Source organism: Acidovorax sp. SUPP2539, assembly GCF_030158975.1.
Lineage (GTDB): Bacteria > Pseudomonadota > Gammaproteobacteria > Burkholderiales > Burkholderiaceae_C > Paracidovorax.
In genome coordinates, this window is sequence record NZ_BQXJ01000004.1 from 1 (window position 1) to 16,631 (window position 16,631).

The following is a 16,631-nucleotide window of genomic DNA, read 5'->3' on the forward strand; positions in this document are numbered from 1 at the left end:
GTGAAACGACTTTGCGCCGATGATAGTGCGGGTTCCCGTGTGAAAGTAGGTCATCGTCAGGCTCTTACAGCCCAAATCGCCCCGACATCTAACGATGTCGGGGCGATTTGCTTTGGAGAATGAAAATTTTGAATCAAGCGATACAGTTGTAGTCACATGCAATTACAAGATATTCTTTATTCCCAGGGTTTCGGAACACGAAGGGTATGTGCAGGGTTGATCCAACGAGGCTTAGTGCGCTTGTTTGACCCGAAAGCTGATGCATTCAGCATTTGCGCGGATTCCTCTGTTGATGTAACGCCGGATGGATTGCGTTTTCAGGTTCAAGAGGAAACGTGGGTGTACCAACCCAAAGCCTATGTGATGCTTCACAAGCCATCTGGGACCGAATGCTCTCAGAAGCCTTCCACTTATCCAAGTGTCTATACATTGCTGCCTGTGCCGTTGCGACAACGACCTTGTAAAAGTGCAATACAGGGTGTGCAAGCGGTAGGGCGTTTGGATCAAGACACGACGGGACTGCTGTTACTCAGCGATGACGGGCAATTCATTCATCGCATGAGTTCTCCCAAAAAACATGTTCCCAAAGTGTACGAAGTGGCGACGAAACACCCTGTGAGCGCAGTTCAAATTTCCCGCTTGCTCGAAGGCGTCGTACTTGATGATGATCCTGTTGCAGTGAAAGCCGCTGCTTGTGTTCAGACATCCGATCACGGTGTAAGCCTCACTTTGACGGAGGGTAAGTACCATCAGGTCAAACGCATGCTTGCTGCAGTGGGGAACCGTGTGGAGACCCTGCACAGGTCGCGTATCGGCAATCTGGCATTGCCAACCGATCTGGCGCCAGGGCAGTGGAAATGGCTTGATGACAATGATCTTGCGGCCTTGACGAGCTAGCCTGCCGCTTACTATCAATTTTTGTCGTCTCTTGCGGTGGGCTGATAAGGTACTAGGTTGTTACCTGATGGGGCAGATGCGGTGTACTTGCACCGGCTACACTGCCGCGTGTTGTGAAAGTACATGCTGTGAAGTTTTCATTTAGCGGATGTTTCCGCGGTGCGTTGTTGGGATGGGCTTTTTTTGCTGCGACCGTTATCAGTGCGGCCCCTTCGTCACCCCCTCCTGTGTTCGTGCTGAACTCGCTTGAAGCGGATATCAGCGTGATTGATCCGGCTACCTGGACGGAAACCTCGCGGATTCCCACGGGGAAAGAGCCGCACCACATGTACCTGACACCGGACGAGAAATCTCTCGTGGTAGCAAATGCGCTGGCAGATACGCTGACCTTCATTGATCCCAAAACCGCCCAGGTGCAACGTACGGTGCGAGGCATTGTTGATCCTTACCATTTGCGGTTCACTCCAGACATGAAATGGCTGATCACCGCGGCCAATCGCTTGAACCACGTGGACTTTTATCGTTGGGATGGCAAAGACCTGACTTTGGTACAAAGGGTGGCGACAGCCAAAACCCCGAGTCATCTGTGGGTGGATAGCCAGAGCCGAACGGTCTACTCCACGATGCAGGACAGTGATGAACTCGTTGCGATCGACATCGCAACCCAGAAGATCAAGTGGCGGATCAAGACGGGAGCCATGCCGGCCGACATCTATGGAAGCCCGGACGATAAGTTCCTGTTCATCGGTTTGACGGGAAGCGACAGTGTCGAGGTGTTCGACGTGTCTGAAAATACGCCTCGCAGCGTCCAAAGGATCAAGACCGGCAGCGGTGCCCATGCGTTCCGCGGTGCAGGTGACAAGCGCCATGTGTATGTCAGCAATCGGGTCGCCAATACGATCAGCAAGATCGACATGGTCAAACGGCAAGTCGTCGATACCTATCCTGCGCCCGGTGGGCCAGACTGCATGGACGTTTCTGCGGATGGCCGGTGGATCTATGTCAGTGCCCGATGGGCCCGCAAGATGTTGGTCATCGACACGGTAGAGCGTAAGGTCGTTCAAAAAATCAATGTGGGCAAATCGCCTCACGGCGTCTGGACTCTGCAGCACGCTCCCAGATAAAACTGGAAAAAAAATGGCATTGCGCACTTCGACCTTCGTGGGTCTATATGCTATTTTTTTAATAGCATCTGGGGCCGTAAGTACGGCGGAAGCGGCTGAAGCAGCCGATTGCCAAAAACCGCTGTATCTGACCTTCGATACGGGGCACATGGAAATTGCCCCCTTGGTTGCCGATGTGCTCAAGCGAAAAAAAGTCCTTGTGACTTTTTTTGCAGCCAATGAAAAAACAAAAACGGGCGATGGCAGTTTGGGAACGGCCTGGGCTCCGTGGTGGCATGCACGGGCGGCAGAAGGGCATGCGTTTGCCTCTCACACGATGGACCATACCTATTGGCGTGCCGATGCTGGCACGCCGACTGCGCCGCAATTCCATGTGCGTTCCTCTTCTGGCCCTCAGGCAGGCAAGGATTTGACCCTCAGCGCTGAGCAGTATTGCAGCGAGATACGACGGGCTTCCGATCGCTTGCGCGAATTGACGGGGACGGCGCCCCTTCCACTTTTCCGGGCGCCTGGCGGAAAGACATCGCCTCGCCTTCTGGCCGTTGCCAAAGCCTGCGGCTATGCGCACGTGGGTTGGTCGCCAGCAGGCTTCCTGGGCGATGAATTGCCCAGTGAAAAATTCAGCAATGCAGCCTTGTTGAAGAAAGCACTGGACAATATTCGCAGCGGAGACATTCTGCTGGCCCATCTGGGCATCTGGTCGCGAAAGGACCCGTGGGCTCCAACGGTGTTGGAGCCTCTGATCGACGGGTTGAAGCAGCGCGGTTTCTGCTTCAGAACGCTGAATGACCATCCCGATTACCGCGACTGGCTGACGGGCAAGCGTTGAGTCCGATCAGTCGATGGACAGGACAGGAGTTGTGAGCGATGGATTGGTTGACTAACGGTTTTGATACCGCACAGCAATGTCTGTTCGAGTCGGTCATTCAGCCTGTGATGTTCGCGACGGGCATGGCGGGGCTGCTGGAGGATGGCTATGCCGCTACCGGGTGGCTGCTGGTCGGACTGCTGCAGCTGGTGGTGATGCTGGCAATCATTGCGCCGCTGCAGCGCTGGCGGCCCGTAGAGCCCCTGCTCGACCGTGCCGCGGTGCGGACGGACATTGTCTACACACTGATTCACCGCCTCGGCCTGTTTCGGTTGGCACTTTTCTTCAGTGTCGATCCGCTGTGGGACGCATTTTTCGGCGCGCTGCGCATGGACGGTATCAGCACGTTCCATCTGGATGCGCTATGGCCGGGCGTGACCGACCTGCCTTGGGTCAGCTTGCTGGTTTATCTGGCAGTGTTTGACTTCCTGGACTACTGGATTCACCGCGGGCAACACCACTTCGAATGGTGGTGGCGGCTGCACTCGCTGCACCACTCGCAGCGGCAGATGACCATGTGGAGCGACAACCGCAACCACCTTCTGGATGACCTGCTTCGGGATGCGATCGTGGTCACCGTGGCGCAACTGATCGGTGTGGCACCTGGCCAATTCGTGGCCATCGTGGCCTTGACTCAATTGAGCGAGAACTTCCATCACGCCAATTTGCGTGTGTGGTTCGGCCGCTGGGGGGAGCGTCTCTGGGTGAGTCCCCGGTTTCACCGCCTGCACCATGCGATCGGCATTGGGCACGAATCGGTGGCGATGCGCCCGGTCCGGTCTCCATCGAAGGTCATGGCGGAGCGCTATGTCCAGGTCGAGCCCATCCAGAAACCCGTCACGGTCTTGGGTGGCTGCAATTTCGGCGTGTTGCTGCCTTGGTGGGACATCCTCTTTCGGACTGCCAATTTCGAACTGCGATACGACCCGACCGGTGTCCGGGATCAGGTTCAGCCAGGGCCGGATGGCCGTGTTCGCAACTATGGGCGGGGGGTTTGGGCGCAGCAGTGGCGAGGTGTTTTGCGTCTCCTGGGCAAAGCCTAGCCAGCGGTCGGACTTCTGCCCACGCTATGCTCGCGCCATGGCATTGCTGATCGATTCCTTCTGGCGCGCTGCCGCCTATTGCCTGCACCCCCGCGTGATTGCGCTTTCCCTGCTGCCGTTGCTGCTCATGCTGCTGCTGGCCTGGGTGGCCAGTCATTTTTTCTGGGGCATTGCGGTGCAGGCGGTCCGCTCCGCACTGGAGTCATCGGACATTCTGGCGATGGTTTGGGGATGGTTTCAGGCCTGGGGCATCGAGCAGGCACCTGCCGCCATCGCTCCTTTGATCGTGGTGGTTCTCTCGACGCCGGTGATCATGATCTTCTCGGTGCTGGTGGTCGCAGTGATCATGACGCCTGCGCTCGTGACGGTCGTGGCCAAGCGCCGTTTCCCATTGCTGGAGCGCAAGCGCGGCGCGTCGATGGTGGCCAGCCTGGCATGGTCTCTCGGCGCGACGATGGCCGCCATGGCGGCGCTGGTGGTGTCCGTTCCGCTCTGGCTCATTCCACCGCTGGTGCTGGTGCTGCCACCGCTGATCTGGGGTTGGCTGACCTACCGCGTCATGGCGTTCGACGCGTTGGCCGAGCATGCGAGCCGACAGGAGCGCGAAGCCATTTTCAAACGCCACCGCATGCGCCTGCTGACCATCGGCATCTTGTGCGGCTACCTGGGGGCAGCGCCTGGAATCGTCTGGGCGTCCGGGGTGTTGTTCGCTGCGGCGTTTTTAGTCCTGATTCCGTTGGCCGTCTGGATCTATACCCTGGTGTTCGCCTTCTCTTCCCTGTGGTTCACTCACTACGCGCTGGACGCGCTCCAACAGTTGCGTGCCGAACAAACCGGCGGTAGTGCCGGCGGCGGTGCTGGCGCTGTACCCACTCCCATCCTTACCCCCATTGCACCCGCAAACCCCGCACCATGACGCCTTCCTTCGGACTCATCATCATTGGCGACGAAATCCTGTCCGGCAAGCGCGCCGACAAGCACCTGCCAAAGGTGATCGAGCTGCTGGGAGCGCGCGGTTTGCAGCTGGCCTATGCCGACTATGTGGGTGACGACTCAGGTCGCATTACCGCGACCCTGCAGCGTGCCTTCGCTTCCGGGGATGTGGTGTTTTCCTGCGGCGGTATCGGTGCCACGCCCGACGATCACACCCGCCAATGCGCTGCGCGCGCGCTGAACGTGCCGCTCCGGTTGCATCCGGAGGCAGAGTTGTTGATTCGGGAGCGCATGCAAGACGTCGCGACGGAGCAGGGCGTGCCTTATGAGCCCGACCGTGCGGACAATGTGCACCGACTGAACATGGGGGTGTTTCCCGAGGGGGCTCGCATCATTCCGAACCCGTACAACAAGATTCCTGGTTTTTCATGCGACGGCGGTGCCGGCGGTGCCGTGCATTTCGTGCCGGGCTTTCCCGTGATGGCTTGGCCGATGGTGGAATGGGTGCTGGACCGCCACTGTGCGCAGTGGTTCAATCGCGCCCCCCAAACCGAGCATTCCGTCGTGGTCTACGGCGCGATGGAGGCGGCTCTGACGCCGTTGATGGAGCGGATTGAAAGCCAGCACGCGTCGGTACGTGTTTTCAGCCTGCCGAGCGTGGACCATCCCGTGCATGGGCGCCACATCGAGCTTGGCGTCAAAGGCCCCGCAGAGTTGGTGCCCGCCGCCTGGACCGACTTACAGGCAGCGTTGCATGAATTTGGTGCAAACTGCGGCCCTGAAATGGTGCGAGATATTTGAAACGACGCTGCGCTCGATGATTTGCACTTTAATGGTGCAAATTCGGTGGCGCGGCAGGTTTGGAGGAGGGCGTGCTCCGCCTTAGTGCATTGCAGCACCTGGCTGGCACGCAACCTGCTTTTCTTTCGTGGTGTTTTTTTCAACAAGCGCTTAAATCCTGGAGAACCTGATGGCAAAGACCGTTGCAGACGTGATGAAGATGGTGAAGGAGAACGAGGTCAAGTTTGTTGACTTTCGCTTCACCGATACCCGCGGCAAGGAACAGCACGTGACTGTGCCCGTGTCCCATTTCGATGAGGACAAGTTCTCTTCGGGTCACGCATTCGACGGCTCTTCGGTGGCGGGCTGGAAGGGCATTGAAGCTTCGGACATGCAGCTCATGCCCGACCCCAACACCGCCAACATCGACCCGTTCTTTGAGGAAACCACGCTGTTCCTGCAATGCGACGTGATCGAGCCAGGCGATGGCAAGGCCTACGACCGTGACCCCCGCTCCATCGCCAAGCGCGCTGAGGCCTACCTGAAGGCTTCCGGCCTGGGCGACACGGCCTTCTTCGGCCCCGAGCCTGAATTCTTCATCTTCGACGGCGTGCGCTGGTCCAATGAGCCCGGCAAGGTCATGTTCGAGATCGAAGAATACGAAGCGCCCTGGAACTCCGGCGCCAAGCTCGAAGGCGGCAACCGCGGCCACCGTCCCACGGTCAAGGGCGGCTACTTCCCGGTGCCCCCCGTCGACAGCACGCAGGACATGCGCGCTGAAATGTCCCTGATCCTCGAATCCCTGGGCATTCCGGTCGAAGTGTTCCACCACGAAGTGGCGGGCGCAGGCCAGAACGAGATCGGCACCAAGTTCAGCACGCTGGTCGAGCGTGCCGACTGGACCCAGGTCCTGAAGTACGTGGTCTGGAACGTGGCCAATGCCTACGGCAAGACCGCGACCTTCATGCCCAAGCCCTACGCGGGCGACAACGGCTCCGGCATGCACGTGCACCAGTCCATCTGGAAGGACGGCAAGAACCTGTTCGCTGGCGACGGCTATGCAGGCCTTTCGGACTTCGCCCTGTACTACATCGGCGGCATCATCAAGCACGCACGTGCCCTGAACGCCATCACCAACCCTGGCACCAACAGCTACAAGCGCCTGGTGCCCGGCTTCGAAGCCCCGGTGAAGCTGGCCTACTCGGCCCGCAACCGCTCGGCCTCGATCCGCATTCCTTACGTGGCCAACCCCAAGGGCCGCCGCATCGAGGCACGCTTCCCCGATCCATCGGCCAACCCGTACCTGTGCTTCTCGGCCCTGATGATGGCCGGACTGGACGGCGTGGAAAACAAGATCCATCCCGGCGAAGCCGCCACGAAGGATCTGTACCATCTACCGCCCGAGGAGGACAAGCTGGTGCCGACCGTGTGCCACAGCCTCGATCAGGCGCTGGAGTATCTGGACAAGGACCGCGGCTTCCTGACCAAGGGCGGCGTGTTCTCCGATTCCATGCTCGACGCCTACATCGACCTGAAGATGGGCGAGGTCACGCGTTTCCGCATGGCGCCCCACCCCGTGGAATACGACATGTACTACTCGCTGTGATCCCTGGGCTGCGGCCACGGGACACACCACCAAAAGGCGGCTTCGGCCGCCTTTTTTCATGGCGCTGCCAGCGCCGTGGTCCCTGGGCGAATAACCGCTCCCGACCGGGGGCGCCGATTGGCGAGGCCCAGCGATTGGGAGATACTCCCCTGGCATCTCCCGCATGCCGCCGGCATGCCTTGCGAGGAACCTGAATGAAAAAAACACTCATCGCACTGATGGCCATCGCCGCCGTGGCGCCCGCCGCGTGGTCGCAGGATCGCATCTACCGCTGCGGCAATGAATACACCAACAATGCCAGCCAGGCCAAGGAGCGTGGCTGCAAACTGGTCGAAGGCGGCAATGTGACGGTTGTGCAGGGTGCGCGGCCAGGCGGGGCGCCAGCGGCATCGGGTGGCAGCGCGCCGAGCGCCAGCACCTCGCCCGCCAACGCCCCCCGGGTGGACACCAACGACCAGCGCGCAAGGGACTCCGATGCGCGCGCCATCCTGGAAGCCGAACTACGCAAGGCCGAGGCACGTCAGGCCGAGATCGCCAAGGAATACAACAACGGCGAGCCCCAGCGCACGGCCCTCGAACTGCGCAACCCCCAATTGTGGATGGAGCGCACCGCCGAGCTGAAGGCCAGCCTCGCCCGCGCGGACAGCGATGTGGCCGGCATCAAGCGCGAACTCGCCCGCCTGCCTGCGGCAAATCGCTGAGCGTGGTGGTTTCTTCCAAACCCGATACGGCGCGCTACCAGGCGCTGGACCTCGTGTCCACGCTCGTGGCCGTGCTGCAACCCGACGGGGCCGTGCTGTTCGCCAATGCGTCCCTGGAGAACATGCTGGGGCTGTCGCGGCGCACGCTCGAAGGCTCTGACTTCAGCGGCTATTTTTCCGACCCGGCGCTGCTGCAGACAGCCCTGGCCGGAGCGCGCGGACAGGACTTCGCCGCGCTGCGCTTCGAGGCCGCGCTGCGCCGTGCACAGCAGCAGGATGCGATGCCCGTTCATGTGCACCTGGCGGTCGCAGAGCACACCGGCGAGATCCTGGTCGAGCTGTGGCCCCTGGAGGCTCAGGCCCGGCAGGACCGCGAGGAGCGCCTGCGTGAACAGGCGCTGGCCAACAAGGAGCTGATCCGCAACCTGGCGCACGAGATCAAGAACCCCCTGGGCGGCATTCGCGGCGCGGCGCAGTTGCTGGAGATGGAACTCGACAATCCCGAGCTCACCGAATACACCCAGGTCATCATCCACGAGGCGGACCGGCTGCAGAGCCTGGTGGATCGCCTGCTGGCACCGCACCGCCATCCGCACCTGGTAGGCGACGTGAACATCCACGAGGTGTGCGAGCGTGTACGGTCGCTGGTGCTGGTGGAGTACCCGCAGGGGCTGCGCGTGCAGCGCGACTACGACACCTCCATTCCCGAGTTCCGCGGCGACCGCGCACAACTCATCCAGGCGCTGCTGAACATCGTGCAGAACGCGGCGCAGGTGCTCACGGATCGCATCGCCGTGGGCGACGCGCTGATCACGTTGAGCACGCGCGTGGCGCGCCAGGTCACCTTCGGCCGGCAGCGGTATCGGCTGGCACTGGAATTGCATGTCATCGACAACGGACCGGGCGTGCCCGAAGCCATCAAGGAGCGGATTTTCTATCCCTTGGTGACAGGGCGTGATGGGGGATCGGGGTTGGGGCTGACGCTGGCGCAAACCTTTGTGCAGCGGCACCACGGATTGATCGAGTGCGACAGCGTGCCGGGTCGCACCGATTTCCGAATCCTCATTCCCTTGCCTTGAGGTCCCGATAAGCAATCCATGGGAACAAGGTAGAACCAACACATGAAGCCGATCTGGATAGTAGATGACGACCCCTCGATCCGCTTCGTCCTAGAGAAGGCGCTGGCACGCGAGAGCTTGCCGACGCGCAGCTTCACCCACCCGCGCGAGGTGCTGGAAGCGCTGGCTGAAATCACCCCCGGCGATCCCGAGCGGCAAGGTCCGCAGGTGCTGGTGAGCGACATCCGCATGCCGGGTGGCTCGGGCCTGCAACTGCTGGAGAAAGTGCGCGAACAGCAGCCGGGCCTGCCCGTCATCATCATGACGGCGTATTCCGATCTGGACAGCGCGGTCTCGGCCTTCCAGCGCGGCGCTTTCGAATATCTTCCCAAGCCCTTCGACCTGCCCAAGGCGGTGGAGCTGATCCGCCGCGCCGTCGAAGAAAGCCAGCGCGAAGAAGTCACCGAAGAGCGCCAGACCGCCACCCCTGAAATGCTGGGACAGGCCCCGGCCATGCAGGACGTGTTCCGGGCGATCGGTCGGCTGAGCCAGAGCCAGGTCACGGTGCTCATCACCGGCGAATCGGGTTCTGGCAAGGAGCTGGTGGCGCGCGCGCTGCACAAGCATTCGCCCGTGGCCGGCGGCCCCTTCGTGGCCATCAACACCGCGGCCATCCCGAAAGACCTGCTGGAGAGTGAACTGTTCGGCCACGAGCGCGGCGCCTTCACCGGCGCGCAGACGCAGCGGCGCGGGCGCTTCGAGCAGGCGGAAGGCGGCACGCTGTTCCTTGATGAAATCGGCGACATGCCGTTCGACCTGCAGACGCGGCTGCTGCGCGTGCTGTCCGATGGCCAGTTCTACCGGGTAGGTGGCCATGCCGGCGTCAAGGCCCACGTGCGGGTGATCGCGGCGACCCACCAGGACCTGGAACGCCGGGTGAAGGACGGCGTGTTCCGTGAAGACCTTTTCCACCGCCTCAACGTCATCCGGCTGCGCCTGCCCGCGCTGCGCGAGCGCCATGAAGACGTGCCCATGCTGACGCGGCATTTCCTGCAGCAGAGCGCGCGGCAACTGGGCGTGGAACCCAAGCGCATCTCCGACGCTGCGCTCGTCCGGCTGGGCCAGTTCGGCTTTCCTGGCAATGTGCGGCAGCTGGAGAACATCTGCCACTGGCTGACCGTGATGGCGCCGGCGCAGGTGATCTCGCTGCAGGACCTCCCGCCCGAAGTGCTGGAGGCGCCCGTGGCGGCGGCGCCACTGGAAGCTGCACCGGCCGTGCCGGAGCCGCGCAGCGAGGCGCCGGTTTCCACGCTGGCGGCCCCGGCTTTACAAGGCACTGCACCGGCCATTCCTGCGGCGGCGGTGCCCCGGGAAGACCGGGTGTTTGCCGCACCGGCCCTGGGGACGGCCTTCCCGCCGGCCGGGGCGTCGCAGGCGATCCTGGCGGACTCGCCGGGTTGGGAGCAGGCGCTGGAGGCCGAGGCGCACAAGCTGCTGTCCGGGGGGCAGACCGAGGTCTGGGATGCGCTGTCGCGGCGTTTCGAGTCGCGCCTCATCCGCACGGCGCTGGCCGCCACGCACGGCCGGCGCATGGAGGCGGCGCAGCGCCTGGGCATTGGCCGCAACACCATCACGCGCAAGATCCAGGAGCTGGGCCTGGACGCGCCCGAAGATGCATGAAAAAAAGGCCTCCACGGCAATGAAAACGCCGGCATGTAGCTATTAATTTTGTAGCAAAGAAGCAATATTCGGCCAGTGTTTTCACACAGGCCTGTGCAGGCACGAGTCCTACAGGCGTGCGGTGCACAGGCCGACCTCCGGCGCAATGGATGCCTTGAAGAATGAAGGCACTGTTCAACCAACCGGAGTTACTTCATGTCCGATTTCAACGATGCAAACCGCGACCCTCTGACCAACGAGCCTGGCGCGCACCCCGTGGGCACCGGCGTCGGCGCTGCTGGTGGCGCAATGGCGGGAGCGGCGGCCGGTGCCTTCGGCGGCCCGATCGGCGCGGCCGTCGGCGGTGTGGCGGGTGCCGTGGTCGGCGGTCTGGCCGGCAAGGCCGCCGCCGAGTCGGTCAACCCCACCGTGGAAGATGCCTACTGGCGTGAAAGCTACGACCGCGAGCCCTACTACGTGAAGGGCCGCGCCTATGACGAATACCGTCCTGCCTACGAGCTGGGCTGGAGTTCAGTTGGCCGCTACGACGGCGATTTCGACGCCGTCGAACCCAACCTGGCCCGCGATTGGGGCACGGCACGTTCCACCAGCCGCCTCGAGTGGGAAGAGGCCCGCCCCGCTGCCCGCGCCGCCTGGGAGCGCGCAGGCCGTGGCACCACGCTGGGCTCCGACTCCGCTTACGGCAACACCTACGACAACACCACTGCCTTGGTGGACAACGACGACGTGGTCGATGTGCTGGACGACCTGCTCGAATCCTGCCGCGACGGCGAGTACGGCTTCAAGGCATCGGCCGAGCATGCCGACTCGCCTGAACTGAAGGGCATCTTCCTGCGCCACGCCAGCGAATGTGCGGCGGCCGCCACCGAGTTGGAGCGCGAAATCCGCAACCATGGCGGCGAGCCTTCCAGCGGTGGTTCCATGTCCGGCGCACTGCACCGCGGCTGGGTGTCCGTCAAGGCGGCGATGTCCACCCGTGACGACAAGGCGGTGCTGGAAGAGTGCGAGCGCGGCGAAGACGCGGCCGTGGCCCGTTACCGCAAGGCGCTGAAGGCTTCCCTGCCGGCGAACGTGCGTGCCATGGTGGAACGCCAGGCCGAGGGCGCACAGCGCAACCACGACGAAGTGCGTGCCTTGCGCAATCGCTTCCAGGCTGCGGCATAACGCTTGTATAGCCGATTCTGCGAAAGCTGAGGAGCCGCTGTCACCGCCACCGCGGTGACCATGGCGGCGCCCATTTCGCTGCAACCCAATACCCCCAAAGCCCCGGACCCGGGGCTTTTTTGCGTCTGCGGGCAATTCCTCACATCCGTTCGCATCGTGCTGCGGCGCTTCGCCTGGAGGCTTTGAACGGTCCATGGACGAACCCTAGAGTGAGCGGTTCACCGGTGTTGTAACAACCCGGTCGACCATTTCGTTCACAACACAAGGGGGGGATTTCATGAACGCAATCTACAGCAGCCCGGTATCCGCACGTCGACCGGTCCCCGAGCGGGGGCAAAGCTTTCCTGGTGCCGATCGGCGCGAGGCCAATGCCAACAGGGCTGAGCCCCAGCAACGCTCCCGTACGCGCACCACGGTGTCTTCCGACGGGCTCCCGCCGCTTTTTCCGCGCTCTGGCCGGGTGAACGGCGGTGCCGCCATGCCTTCGCCCCGGGCCGAATTGCCGCGCCCATCGGGGCTGGTGCAGCCGGCCGGAGACGTACATGCCGCCGCGCCTGGGTCAATCTTCCTGGAGGCCGCTTCGTTCGTCGAGGTTGACCTGTCCGACAGTGTGTCCGATCAGACATCGGTCTATTTCTCTGGCAGAACGTCTCCCTCTCGGGAGGAGGCATTGCATGACGTTGTCGAGGACACCATCGCCGCTCTCCTGGGCCCGGCCGTCGCGCAGGCACCGGACGTGGTCGCGCGGCTGGAGCGCAACACCGAAGTGCTTTTCACGAAAGGCATCGACACCCCGAAGAAGCTTCACGATTTCCTGAGCCAGGCGTGGCGGCACGATGCGACGCTGAGTTTTATCGGAATGGGTTTTGCCGACGGCGCGGGCTACATGGCCGCCATGACGGCGGCCAACGAAAAGCTGGTGGCGATGCTGCCGCTGGCGCTGCTCAAGAATCCCTCCTTGCTGGGGCTGGCGGTGGGCGTCGGCGTGGGCGCGGTGGATGTGTTCACCAGCGTGGTGGGCGGGGCCATCATCAAGCCCGGCATCTACAACGATTACGGCGGCAACGCCCGGTTGCCGGTGTCGCTGCAGCCGGATCCGCATGCGGAAATTCTCAAGAACGCGGGCGTTTCGGCGGGTCTCAACGTGGCCAAGAACCTGCCCAGGACGGTGGAGCCCTACATCCAGGCTGCCATCGAGGGCCGGGGCGACCACGGCGTGAACCGCGCCTGGGCGGACCGCATCGACGCGACCTTCATCGATGGGTTCGGCGGCATGCTGGCCGCCGGGGCGAAGAACGTGATGAAGCTGTCGCAGACGGTGCCGTACGACGCTCGCATGCTGCTGCGCGACGACCTGCACGAGGTCATCGACAAGACCCAGGCCTCCTGGGGCGACAGGATCAAGGCCATGGGCCCGTCGGCGCTGCAGGGCGCCAAATCCCTGGTGACCTCACCCGTGCCGGTCGCGGTGGTGGCCACGGTGGGCCTGTTTGCGTCCGAGCTCTTTGCCGCCAACGCCAGCATCGACCTCACAGGATCGCCGGCATCGCTGCCCCCCGACCGGGCCGATGCCGGCATGCTGGCGGGCAAGCGGGCCTCGTCGGTCATGCTGTTCGGTCTCATGTCGGGGTTGATCGAAATCGGGGCCCCGTATGTGGCCCAGGGCGGTGCCTACGCCGCCCGGAAAATCAAGGACGGCTGGCAGCAGGCGCCCAACGTGATGGCATGGGCACAGGAGCGCCTGGGGCCCACCGCCCGCAGGCCGCTGGATGTGGAAATGGGGCTGGCGGGCGCGGCCCGTCGCTGACCGCTGGCGGCCCGTAGGGTCGTGCGGTTTCGGTGGTCAGTCCAGCGTGGCGACGACCGGCGCGTGGTCGCTGGGCTGCGGGTTCTTGCGCGGCGCGCGGTCGATGGTGCAGGCCGTCACGCGCCCCCGCAGCGCTTCGCTCATCAGGATGTGGTCGATGCGCAGGCCGCGGTTCTTCTGGAAGCCCAGCATGCGGTAGTCCCACCACGAGTAGCTCTTTTCGGGCTGGTCGAACAATCGGTAGGCGTCGGTCAGGCCCAGTTGCAGCAGCTGCTGGAAATGGCCGCGTTCCTCCACGGTGTGGTGGATGGTGTCCTTGAGGCCCACCGGATCGAACGAGTCGCGGTCTTCGGGGGCCACGTTGAAATCGCCCAGCAGGGCCAGGCGCGGGTGCGCCTGCAATTCCTCGCGCAGCCAGCGGTGCAGCGCTTCGAGCCACAGCATCTTGTAGGCGAATTTTTCCGACCCCGGTGCCTGGCCGTTGACGAAATAGCCATTCACCAGCCGCAGGGGGCCGTCCGGGGTGTCCAGGGTGGCGGCGATCACGCGGGCCTGCGCGTCTTCGTGGGCGGGGATGTTCCGCACCACGTCGCGCAGCGGGCTGCGGCTCAGGATGGCGACGCCGTTGTAGGTTTTCTGGCCGAAGGCCACCGCGTGGTAGCCGATCTCCTTCAACGCGTCGTGGGGAAACTTTTCGTCCACCAGCTTCAGTTCCTGCAGGCACAACGCGTCAACGGGGTTGTCGGCGAGCCAGGCGATCACCTGGGGCAGGCGCACGGAGAGGGAGTTGATGTTCCAGGTGGCAAGTTTCATGTTCGACCCATCTTGTTGGCGCACGCGCCGTTCGTCTTCGGAGCATCCCCCGCCTGCGGCCGTGTGGCTTCGCGCGGGGATGAATCCTCCGATTTTCCCCCGGGTGGGGGACGCCCCACGCGAAATTGCTGGGCGAGGGGACGCTGCGGTGTCGGGTAGGTCCGAATGCCGTGCCGCTTTGGGTCGAGAAGGCCTGCAATGGCCGGGAAAAGAGGCCTGAGTGGCCGTGCGGGGAAACCGAAGGCGGCATGCCGCGCGGCGGAGAACGAAGGCGTCGTCAAGGCAGGGGACGGGGTTTATGCGCGGCGCCTTGAAGCCGCAACCTTCGCCCCGCAGCGAAGGCGTTCAGCGCAGCGGCGACAGGATGCCCGTGAGGCGCCGCCAGTCGACGGGCTTGAGAAAGTGGTGGTCCACCACCGCCAGCAGTTCGGTGACGCGGTCGTTGGTGTCCGTCCAGCCGGTCAGGGCGATCAGGACGATGTCGTCCTTGTGCTTTTCGCGCACGCGCCGCGCCAGTTCCAGCCCGTCCATGCCCGGCATGTCGAAATCCAGCAGCACGCAGGCCGGTTGGTACTTTTCGATGTAGTTCAGCGCGTCCGCGCCGCTGTTGGCAATCGCAGCGGTAAAACCATCCAGTTGGAGGGCCATGGCTGCCAGCTCCGCTGTCTCGGGATGATCGTCCACCACCAGTATTTCCGCCGCCCTTTGGGTCATTCCGCTCGTCTTTCTAGTAACCGCGTTTTATACCTGCAAGCGCTCGAACCGGCTATGTCAAAAGACATGGCACAGCCGCCGGCACTGCCTGGCCAATGGCGCGCCTGCAATAGGGGTTTGTGGACGGCCGTCATGGCAACGGAGCGAGCGATGCGTCGGCACGCGCGGCTTCCTGCGGGCCGCGCACCTGCGGCAGGCAGTCGGGGTATTCGCGCTGAATGAAGCTGACCAGCGCCTCGCGCACGCGGCAGCGCAGGTCGAACGCCAGGCCCGACGATCGGGCCGAGACCAGCACGCGGATCTGGATGGTGCGCTCGGTCACGTCGGTGAGCTGCAGCACGCTCACACGCCGGTCCCACTCCGGTGCCGTCTCCAGGATGCGGTCCAGTTCGGCACGCAGCGGGTCCAGCGGCAGGCGGTAGTCCGCGAACAGGAACACGGTGCCCAGGATCTGCGAGCTGGTGCGGGTCCAGTTCTGGAAAGGGTTCTCGATGAACCACTGCAGCGGGATGATCAGCCGCCGCTCGTCCCAGATGGCCAGCACCACGTAGGTGCCCGTGATCTCTTCCACGCGGCCCCATTCTCCCTGCACGATCAGCACGTCGTCGATGCGGATGGGCTGGGCCAGCGCGATCTGCAGGCCCGCGATGATGTTGCTGAACACGGGCCGTGCCGCGATACCGGCCACGATGCCGACCACGCCGGCCGAGGCCAGCAGGCTGGCGCCCACCTGCCGGGCGCCGGGAAAGGTCATGAGCATGAGCGACACGGCTGCCATCACCACGCCCGTCATGGCGGTGCGCGACAGCACCCGGGCCTGGGTGGCGACGCGGCGCGCCGTCAGGTTGTCTTCCACGTTCGCCGGGTAGCGGGCGATGAGCCCGTCCGCTACCCCGCCGATGGCGGCGATCAGTGCCCAGGCCGTCACCGCGATGAGCGCCAGCCCCGTGAGGTGCCGCACCGTGCCGAGGTGGGGCAGCGTATCGGCGGCGGCCACCCAGACCAGTTGCGTGGCGAACAGGGGCAGCAGCACGCGCATGGCGGGCACGCAGGCCTGCACGACGGTCTGCAGCACGGGCAGCCCGCGCGTGGCCCGCAGGGCGAGCAGCGCGGCGATGCGGTGGGCCATGGCACCGGCCATGGCGGCCAGGCTGGCGCCGAGCAAGGTGGCGAGCCAGGGGGAGAGGGACAGAAAATCCAGCATCGTCGAGGGGGCTCCTTGGGATGGGGTGGCAAGAAAAGAGACGGCGGCGGGATGGGCGGGCCGCTTCGGGCCTGCCGCTCGCCGGCCGGGCGAGATGGGAAATGAACAGGGCCGGTTAAACCCCCCGGGTTTTTACTGGGCGGTGCCCTGTCCGCAGGGGGGCCGGGGCCGGGTACATCCCGATTGTCCAAAAACTGCTTGGAAGTAAAAGGTTCCAAGAACTGTTACGTTTTGACATA

General features: G+C 63.5%; 15 protein-coding genes. 12 read left to right on the forward strand and 3 right to left on the reverse strand.

Annotation, left to right across the window (positions count from 1 at the left end):
* Positions 1–156 precede the first annotated feature (156 nt).
* From AVTE2539_RS14725 to AVTE2539_RS14780, 12 genes are all read left to right on the forward strand, one after another.
* Complete coding sequence (locus AVTE2539_RS14725; protein ID WP_284411654.1) at positions 157–897, forward strand: 16S rRNA pseudouridine(516) synthase; 741 nt, start codon at positions 157–159, stop codon at positions 895–897.
* 164 nt (positions 898–1,061) lie between these two features.
* Positions 1,062–2,021 carry a YncE family protein gene (locus AVTE2539_RS14730; protein ID WP_284407305.1) on the forward strand — a complete coding sequence of 320 codons (960 nt, stop codon included), beginning with the start codon at positions 1,062–1,064 and terminating at the stop codon, positions 2,019–2,021.
* Between the two features lie 13 nt (positions 2,022–2,034).
* On the forward strand, positions 2,035–2,850 hold the full coding sequence (locus AVTE2539_RS14735; RefSeq protein WP_284411656.1) for a polysaccharide deacetylase family protein: 816 nt from the start codon (positions 2,035–2,037) through the stop codon (positions 2,848–2,850).
* A gap of 38 nt (positions 2,851–2,888) precedes the next feature.
* Positions 2,889–3,932 (forward strand): sterol desaturase family protein, encoded by a 1,044-nt coding sequence (locus AVTE2539_RS14740; protein ID WP_284411657.1) that lies wholly within the window; start codon positions 2,889–2,891, stop codon positions 3,930–3,932.
* Between the two features lie 37 nt (positions 3,933–3,969).
* Complete coding sequence (locus AVTE2539_RS14745) at positions 3,970–4,848, forward strand: EI24 domain-containing protein (protein WP_284407297.1); 879 nt, start codon at positions 3,970–3,972, stop codon at positions 4,846–4,848.
* A complete protein-coding gene (locus AVTE2539_RS14750; RefSeq protein ID WP_284411659.1) occupies positions 4,845–5,666 on the forward strand; it encodes a competence/damage-inducible protein A in 822 nt (273 codons plus the stop codon). The genes AVTE2539_RS14745 and AVTE2539_RS14750 overlap by 4 nt, the downstream gene beginning before the upstream one ends.
* 169 nt (positions 5,667–5,835) lie before the next feature.
* Positions 5,836–7,251, forward strand: a complete 1,416-nt coding sequence (glnA, locus tag AVTE2539_RS14755; protein WP_272551879.1) for a type I glutamate--ammonia ligase — start codon at positions 5,836–5,838, stop codon at positions 7,249–7,251.
* A gap of 194 nt (positions 7,252–7,445) precedes the next feature.
* Entirely contained in the window at positions 7,446–7,952 is a 507-nt protein-coding gene (locus tag AVTE2539_RS14760) for a hypothetical protein (RefSeq protein WP_284407295.1), read from the forward strand.
* A gap of 2 nt (positions 7,953–7,954) precedes the next feature.
* On the forward strand, positions 7,955–9,031 hold the full coding sequence (gene glnL / locus AVTE2539_RS14765; protein ID WP_502868928.1) for a nitrogen regulation protein NR(II): 1,077 nt from the start codon (positions 7,955–7,957) through the stop codon (positions 9,029–9,031).
* A 42-nt stretch (positions 9,032–9,073) separates the two neighbouring features.
* On the forward strand, positions 9,074–10,690 hold the full coding sequence (gene ntrC / locus AVTE2539_RS14770; RefSeq protein WP_284411661.1) for a nitrogen regulation protein NR(I): 1,617 nt from the start codon (positions 9,074–9,076) through the stop codon (positions 10,688–10,690).
* Positions 10,691–10,885: 195 nt separating this feature from the next.
* Positions 10,886–11,854 (forward strand): ferritin-like domain-containing protein, encoded by a 969-nt coding sequence (locus tag AVTE2539_RS14775; RefSeq protein ID WP_284411663.1) that lies wholly within the window; start codon positions 10,886–10,888, stop codon positions 11,852–11,854.
* Positions 11,855–12,524: 670 nt separating this feature from the next.
* The gene (locus tag AVTE2539_RS14780; RefSeq protein ID WP_284411666.1) at positions 12,525–13,661 is read left to right on the forward strand and encodes a hypothetical protein; all 1,137 of its coding nucleotides are present in this window, start codon (positions 12,525–12,527) and stop codon (positions 13,659–13,661) included.
* Between the two features lie 36 nt (positions 13,662–13,697).
* Here the strand turns inward: AVTE2539_RS14780 and xth are convergent, their stop codons facing one another.
* From xth to AVTE2539_RS14795, 3 genes are all read right to left on the reverse strand, one after another.
* Positions 13,698–14,474: an exodeoxyribonuclease III gene (gene xth, locus AVTE2539_RS14785; protein ID WP_284411668.1), complete on the reverse strand. Its 777-nt coding sequence runs from the start codon at positions 14,472–14,474 to the stop codon at positions 13,698–13,700.
* Between the two features lie 345 nt (positions 14,475–14,819).
* Entirely contained in the window at positions 14,820–15,188 is a 369-nt protein-coding gene (locus AVTE2539_RS14790; RefSeq protein WP_284411670.1) for a response regulator, read from the reverse strand.
* Between the two features lie 130 nt (positions 15,189–15,318).
* Entirely contained in the window at positions 15,319–16,392 is a 1,074-nt protein-coding gene (locus AVTE2539_RS14795) for a mechanosensitive ion channel family protein (RefSeq protein WP_502868929.1), read from the reverse strand.
* Positions 16,393–16,631: the final 239 nt, after the last annotated feature.